4 protein-coding genes are annotated in these 7,022 nt (G+C 35.4%); all 4 read right to left on the reverse strand.

Annotated elements, in window-relative coordinates:
• Positions 1-20 precede the first annotated feature (20 nt).
• Genes BFM98_RS19375 through BFM98_RS19390 form a run of 4 tightly spaced genes read right to left on the reverse strand, consistent with a single transcriptional unit; the run spans position 21 to position 6,410 of the window.
• A complete protein-coding gene (locus BFM98_RS19375; RefSeq protein WP_066038199.1) occupies positions 21-1,772 on the reverse strand; it encodes a polysaccharide deacetylase family protein in 1,752 nt (583 codons plus the stop codon).
• On the reverse strand, positions 1,769-3,637 hold the full coding sequence (locus BFM98_RS19380; RefSeq protein ID WP_066038200.1) for a glycosyltransferase family 2 protein: 1,869 nt from the start codon (positions 3,635-3,637) through the stop codon (positions 1,769-1,771). Before BFM98_RS19380 ends, BFM98_RS19375 begins: the two co-directional genes overlap by 4 nt.
• Entirely contained in the window at positions 3,634-5,067 is a 1,434-nt protein-coding gene (locus BFM98_RS19385) for a polysaccharide deacetylase family protein (protein ID WP_254660061.1), read from the reverse strand. The genes BFM98_RS19380 and BFM98_RS19385 overlap by 4 nt, the downstream gene beginning before the upstream one ends.
• Before the next feature lie 17 nt (positions 5,068-5,084).
• Entirely contained in the window at positions 5,085-6,410 is a 1,326-nt protein-coding gene (locus BFM98_RS19390) for a nucleotide sugar dehydrogenase (protein WP_066038201.1), read from the reverse strand.
• Between the last annotated feature and the right edge of the window lie 612 nt (positions 6,411-7,022).

The following is a 7,022-nucleotide window of genomic DNA, read 5'->3' on the forward strand; positions in this document are numbered from 1 at the left end:
GACTCTAATTTCACCCCGATTTAGAAGGTCTCGATAAAGAAATCAACGACATGATTAAATAACTCAGTGGATTTATACTTAACCTTCTCGAAATTCGTATATTGGTTTGTAAAAATAGTTTGATTGTTTTTATCTGTAATCAAAATATCTTCAATTAATGTATCGTAAATATCATCTGCATACTGTTCGTGTGAAGTGTTCTTATTACTGTACAACGCACCAAATCCAATCTGTGCCCCTTGTAATTTCGGATTTATTTGAACGGTCTCGGATAATACATTATCTACATCTATTTCTATTTTATCCTTATTTATAGCAATGTTAAATACTCTTTTTTCCGTTAAGTTTCTTGGGTACTCTTCTTCATCTATACGTGACCCTTTTTGCGTATCATGGTAAGTGTAAACTGTTGCTTTATTAAATGCGTATTCTTCTTCATTCCACTTAATTTCATTTAATGGAAAGCGTTCTTTTTCAACAATTCCCCCGCCTGGTAATTTTTCACTTATTACAATCTCATTATCGACTAGTACAATTCGTAAATAACTATTTGTTTTTTCATCGTAATTTACATAGAAAGCTTGTTGACCAACCACATTCCCTTTAAACGCAAAATTCACATTATATTGATCTGGCAGTTCCTCCTTTAAAAGAATTCTGCCTTCACTTGATGGAGCTGAAGTTAATGTAATCTCATTATTTTCATATTCTGCCGCACCATTTATCACTTTCCAGTGTTGTGCTACTTCCTGTTCTCCTATCTTAAATTGTATGTTTTGCCTACTGGCCTGTCTGATCTTCATCATCACATGATTAGTTGACCAATATGGTGATACTTGTAATCGGCTTAAATTATAAATATCTGCCTCTTTATCATTGTAGGCTCCTAATTCTAGATTAAAATGCATACGAAACTTGTCTTTAATTTCTTTGTTATTCACACTTTCCACGAGAGGATCCATATTGTTATAAAGTGAGTTTGCATGCATAATTGCGTAGGCTTTAGGGACTTCCCCCAACTCTTCATTATAGATATCCTGCATTAAATTGTAGTCCTTCTTAATACGAGCCTCCATCTCTTGTCGAGTTTCACTTGGTATCATATATTGATTACGAATAAAATCCATTAAATAATGATTATAGTATTCTATTGTTGTTTTATTAGGTACGTTATTTTCATCTATGACGCCTAAGGACTGTCCTTTATCATTAAAAATATTAATATAGGTTAACCTATATCCATTGGAGCCCATTTCCCAATAACCGCTTTTTTCCATCAGTTTTAAATCTTTGGGCTTTAAAAATTTATTATCGGTTGTATCCATTTTATTGGCATACGTAAACATCGTCGCCTTATAATTTAATTTTTCCATAATATTTTGAGCAAAAATACTAGAATCTGTACGTCCATCTTCAAATGATAGATACAAAGCTTTTTCTGGCAATGGTTTATCATGCTGATAGAAGTCTAAAATATCCTTTTGAGTAATGGTTTGATACCCTTGTTTTTCTAACAAAGTTAATTGTTCTTCTAAATTCTTTTTAGACACATATTTAGGTGATTCATTTCTACTGACACCAAAATAGGAAAGGGCAATAAAACCCTCTTTATTATTTAATGGAACTGTTTCAGCTCCCCTTTTCTCTGTTAGAAAAACAGCTTTAATTAAAATGACAGCTAACAATACTACTATAATTAATTGAGCGATCGAACGGATGATTTTCCGACGATTTTTTTTAGCTGGCTGAAGCTCTACACTTTTTCCGTTCATTCCTTCTCACCCTTTTTTCTAATTTTCACCATCGAAAATCGGGATTTTCGTAATTTTTGCTTTTCCATTTTCTTTTCCTTCGCTAGAACATCCTGAGGTGTTTCCCTTGTCCCCCATGTAGATTTCCAAAAAGTCACCCAAGCAACTGGCATCTGCCATAGCAAAATAAATTCATAATAGAGGACAAAGATAAAACCAAATCCCCATAGTTTACTTTTTCTAAAGAATAGATGAGCCAAACTCATAAGCATGGCCATTAATAGTAAACCTATTAAAAACGTTGTAGGAAAAATACCATACATGACTGGTACATAAATTAAGTTATAAACAACGACAATTGGTGCTGCAATCGGCACAATTAAACCAATAATGAAGAAAAGGAACATAAACGGTTCTTTTTTCCACATAAATAAAAATGCACGCAAAGATTCTCGAAGCCAAGAACGTTTCCATCTCATTTGCTGGGATAGAAAAACTTTTGTGTCAGATGGAACAATTGTTGAACAAATGGCATTGTCCTGATAGCCTGTTCGATGTGTTTTTAAAATATAGTTTGTCATACTACGGTCATCACCAAAAGTTGCTGGCTGACCAAGAAATTTTTGATTAAGCCATGCTGTTTCATTTTTTAAAATTAGCTCTTTCCGGTAACAGGCTAGTGGTCCTGATAAGCAAGTAACCGTATCAAACCATGCTTCAGCTGCTTTCATGATACGGAAGGCAATATAATAACGAACCGTCTGTAATTTAGTTAGCGCATTAGTAAATTTATTTTCAACCTCTGTTCGGCCAGCCACACCGCCCATTTTGGGATCTTGAAAAGGTTGCACTAAATTACGGATTGCATGTGGCTCTAAAAAACTATCGGAATCCACAAAAACAACTAAATCATGCTTCGCTTGATGAACACCCGCAACTAACGCTTCCCGTTTCCCACCGTTTTGTGGAAGCTTATAAAACTTTAATCGATCATTCGTCTTAAATCGTTCACCCTCTTGATGAATAAGGTTAATCATGTCGTATGCCTTTTCCTCTGTACGATCTGTTGAACAATCATCTACAACGATTACTTCTAATTTATCTACTGGGTAATATTGATTGATACAACTAGAAATCGTGCGATGAATCCACTCTTCCTCATTAAAGACTGGAATAATAATGGAGACACCTGGTTCAAACTTTGGATTGATCGGTACATTTTTATAGAAAATACCAAATAAATATCTACTTAACAGAAATGTTGCTGCAATAATACTATAAAGATATAAAAATTTATTAAACCTAAAGTAAATCACGCTTTCTGCTCTCATTAACATGACAATAATCGATACGACCAATAAAAATAAACTAGCCATAAAAATAGAAATGCCCCAACGTTTTTTTGTCATATATTCGTTTAAAGGCTGTAAAAATTCACAGGCAGCATAATAACGTAGTTCTCCATCCACTTCTTTCGTAAAATAACGGACAACCTTAGCCTTTAACTTCACTTTGGCTTCATAGCCCTCAGGCATTGCACCACCCGGTATGTTGAAATTCATTGTTAAAATTTCATTTATTAAAAATTCATGAGGTTGATTAGAGTAAACGAGGATACCCGTTACCGAAATATCCTCTGCAAAAAGTTTTTCTGCGTTCACTTGGCGTTTTGCCCTTTTAATATGAACCTCAAAATGAGTTTCGTAGCGTAAACTTAATTGTTGAAGTCGATAGATTTCATTCACATCTGTCGGATCAATTTCCTCTTTCTGATAGGATGCTCCACGACGATTCACAAGGCTCCTTACATTTTCGGGATCGGGAATATTTGAAAGAATCCGACGGTCAGAGTGTGGTATCGTTAAGATCTCTTTTTTTGTTTTCATTGTTCATTCACATCCCTATTTGAATCTTCTTCAATCCAAGTAGACATTTTGCTAAAGCTATAACCATCTTCTAGAAGTTTTTCAATGATGAGCGGAAGTGCTTCTACAGTATTTGTTCCATCTAGGATATGCATGACAATGACCTTGCCGGGCCCAACCCTAGAAATCACCCGTTCGTAAATGTCTTGTGCTGAGTAATCTAAATTCCAATCAAAAGAAGCGATATCGTACATAGCAATCGTTTTAATTCCCGCAGCAGTAATGATCTTGGCCGTTCGCTCATCCATTATTCCTTGGGCTGGTCGGAAATATAGAAGCGGGGGCTCTTGTAAAGCATAGGTTAATGCCTGATGTGCCTTCACTAAATCATCTTGTAATTCTTCGGGTGTCATTTTTGTAACATCTAAATGGTAATAGGAGTGGCTCGCTACCTCATGTCCTTCCTCTACAATCATCTTCGCTAATTGTGGATTCTTCTCTACTCCACTTCCTATTAGGAAAAAGGTACTTTTGATATTATATTGACGTAATACATCCAACACTTCTTTTACTCTTTTTTCATGTGCCCAATCATCAAAAGTAATAGCTATTTCCTTTTTGGTTGTCTCTTTTCGATAATATAAATTCGGCTTGACCTGCTCATAATTTAAATTGGGACTGACATCATCATATCCAGCAATCTCTTCCACTGACTTTGTTAAATAACGTTCATCTAATAGATCACTTAAGGTAGTAATGGTATACTCGCGTTCTTTAGCTAATTGAGCTAATAATGGTATAGCATCAATAATGGCAGGATTAATGTATGTGTTGAGATGAATAATAGAGCCCCTATCAATATATTTACTGATATAATTAATCAGCTCCTGAGCACTTTGCATTTTTCTATCAAGTGGGTTAATAGATAATCCAATAACAGCTTTCATATCAAGCGCCTTTGCTGCTAAGCGCATATTATCGGTAACATCGCCTGAACGACTACGAACAAATTTCGGTGTATAGCCTAAATGCTCTTCAAAAATTTGATTGGTTAACATGATTTCTTCATACGTTTGGTCATAATCCAAAGATGTTACATCTGGAAATGTCAATGTACCGTTTTGCACCTCATGTCCCCTTTTTAAGATATCTTTCACAAGCTCTGGCTCTTGAGCAACACGCATTCCCTCTAGAAAAAAGGTAGCCTTCATATTCGATTCATCTAGTTTCGTTAATAGTGACTTCATTGTGTCGTTATCTGCTAAGCCATTAAATGTTAACGATACTTTTGGTACCACAATATTGGCATGACTAATTAATTCACTTTTAGTACCATCAGATTTTTTGACCTCTATAGAAGAATCAACTGGATGAATCGTTTCTTGTGTCGCTGACTGACAGCCTGCTAAGAACAGCATGATGAGCAGACCACATAGTTTTAGTCGTTTCATTTCCTATGAATTCCCCCTTATAGTTTGTAATAATTTTTATTTTCGAACAAAAAATGGGTATTACGTGTATCAAAAATTAAAGAAGCTTGTTGATCAATTAAAGAGTAATCAATAGTTGAATGATTCGTTAAAATTAATACTGCATCTGCTTGTTGGATTATTGGTGCTGTTAATGCAACCGTATTGAAATGTGATTGTTCGATAGAGAATGTTTGTATATAAGGATCAATGATCGTTAATTGGCATTGTTTATCTAGTAGTTGCTGAATAACATGAAGTGCTGGCGATTCACGTGAATCGTTTATATTAGGTTTATAAGTGACACCGATGACAACAATATTGGCTCTATACAGCTCTTTATGTTGAATACTTAAGTAATTACTTAGTCTCTCGACTACAAAGTTGGGCATTGAGTCATTGATTTTATCAGCTGCTTCAATTAACGTTGCAGAGATACCATGTTGTTGCCCAGCCCATAGTAGATATTTAGGATCGACTGGAATACAATGCCCTCCCACTCCTGGCCCTGGTGTAAATGGCATAAAACCATACGGCTTTGTAGAAGCTGCATCAATAACTTCCCAAATATCAATGTTCATCTTATAGCAAATCTGACTTAACTCGTTTACAAGGGCTATGTTAATTTGGCGAAAAGTATTTTCCAGTAATTTCTCCATTTCAGCCACTCTAGGGCTTGTCACAGTACACACATGGGTATGAAGAACTGTTTCATAAAAAATCTTTGATAATTCTAGGCATGTGGCTGTTATTCCCCCAATCACTTTTGGTGTATTCGACACGGAAAAGTTGCTATTTCCTGGATCAACACGTTCTGGTGAATACGCTAAAAACAAATCATGACCAATAGTAAAACCATATTTTTGTAAAATAGGCTGGACCATTTCTTCTGTTGTCCCAGGGTAAGTCGTACTTTCAAGAATAACTAGCACATTGGCGTTAATATTTTGACCGATGGCATGCGTTGCTTCTTCGATATATGAAATATTAGGTGTTCCATCAGGAGTAGTAGGTGTAGGTACACAAATAATCACAACGTCTGCTTGTGAGAGCATAGAAAAATCTTTAGTTGCTTCAAAATGTTTACTTTCGATCATTTGCTCTATATTTTCTCTCGGTAAATCAGCAATATAACTTTCACCATTTTGCAATTGTCTGATTTTTCCTTGATTCTTATCAAAGCCAACTACCTTAAATCCATTTTGAGCCATTTCCACAGCAAACGGTAAACCTACATAGCCAAGTCCAATCACTCCAATTGTTGCTTTTTTTGTTTGGATTTTTTTCAATAAAGCTGTACTTAGTGATTTCGTTTCGCTCGTCATTAAAATTACTCCTTTATTTAATCTGTATTTTCATTGTTTTTTCTTTATTTAATTGAGGAACGCATTCCATAAAGCAATGGTTCAATTCTCGTCATCTTTTGTAAAAACCCCCTTCAACATTCAAACTTACACAGGACTCTTTAGTCGAAATAGATCAGTAGGATTACACATCACTCAAAATAAGTTTATTAACGTTTATATAGTACTAATTGAAGCTAAACAATTTCTAAACAATTACATCCAAGGTAATAAAAACCTATTCCTCTAAAAAATAAATCAAATTTTCATTATAAAAACGTCTATTTACGACGTTTTTTACATTAACCATTAACTGTAAATTTTTTGTTTAGAAAAATTTTCCTTTCTACAATTCTAAAAATCCCCTTAAGCCTCGGTTGAACTGCTCCCCAAATGCTGTCTCTTATACACATCTGACGCTGCCGACGATCTTACGCGTGTAGACCTTCGTGGGCTACGGCGCCTTCAAATTAGACACGAACCACAGCAACCAGGACGACCGCTTCGTGCCCGACTGCACCATACTCTGCTTCACCCAATAGTGCCCAGGCCGATGCTGCATTGACTGAGCCGAGCCCAGGATGGGTTGACGAT

Source organism: Lysinibacillus sp. AR18-8 (genome assembly GCF_001705465.1).
Taxonomy (GTDB): Bacteria; Bacillota; Bacilli; order Bacillales_A; family Planococcaceae; genus Lysinibacillus; species Lysinibacillus capsici.

Excerpts from the sequence above, each read along its gene's own strand:
- BFM98_RS19385 (WP_254660061.1), bottom strand. The coding sequence starts at position 5,067 with ATGAAACGACTAAAACTATGTGGTCTGCTCATCATGCTGTTCTTAGCA.
- BFM98_RS19390 (WP_066038201.1), bottom strand. The coding sequence starts at position 6,410 with ATGACGAGCGAAACGAAATCACTAAGTACAGCTTTATTGAAAAAAATC.
- BFM98_RS19375 (WP_066038199.1), bottom strand. The coding sequence starts at position 1,772 with ATGAACGGAAAAAGTGTAGAGCTTCAGCCAGCTAAAAAAAATCGTCGG.
- BFM98_RS19380 (WP_066038200.1), bottom strand. The coding sequence starts at position 3,637 with ATGAAAACAAAAAAAGAGATCTTAACGATACCACACTCTGACCGTCGG.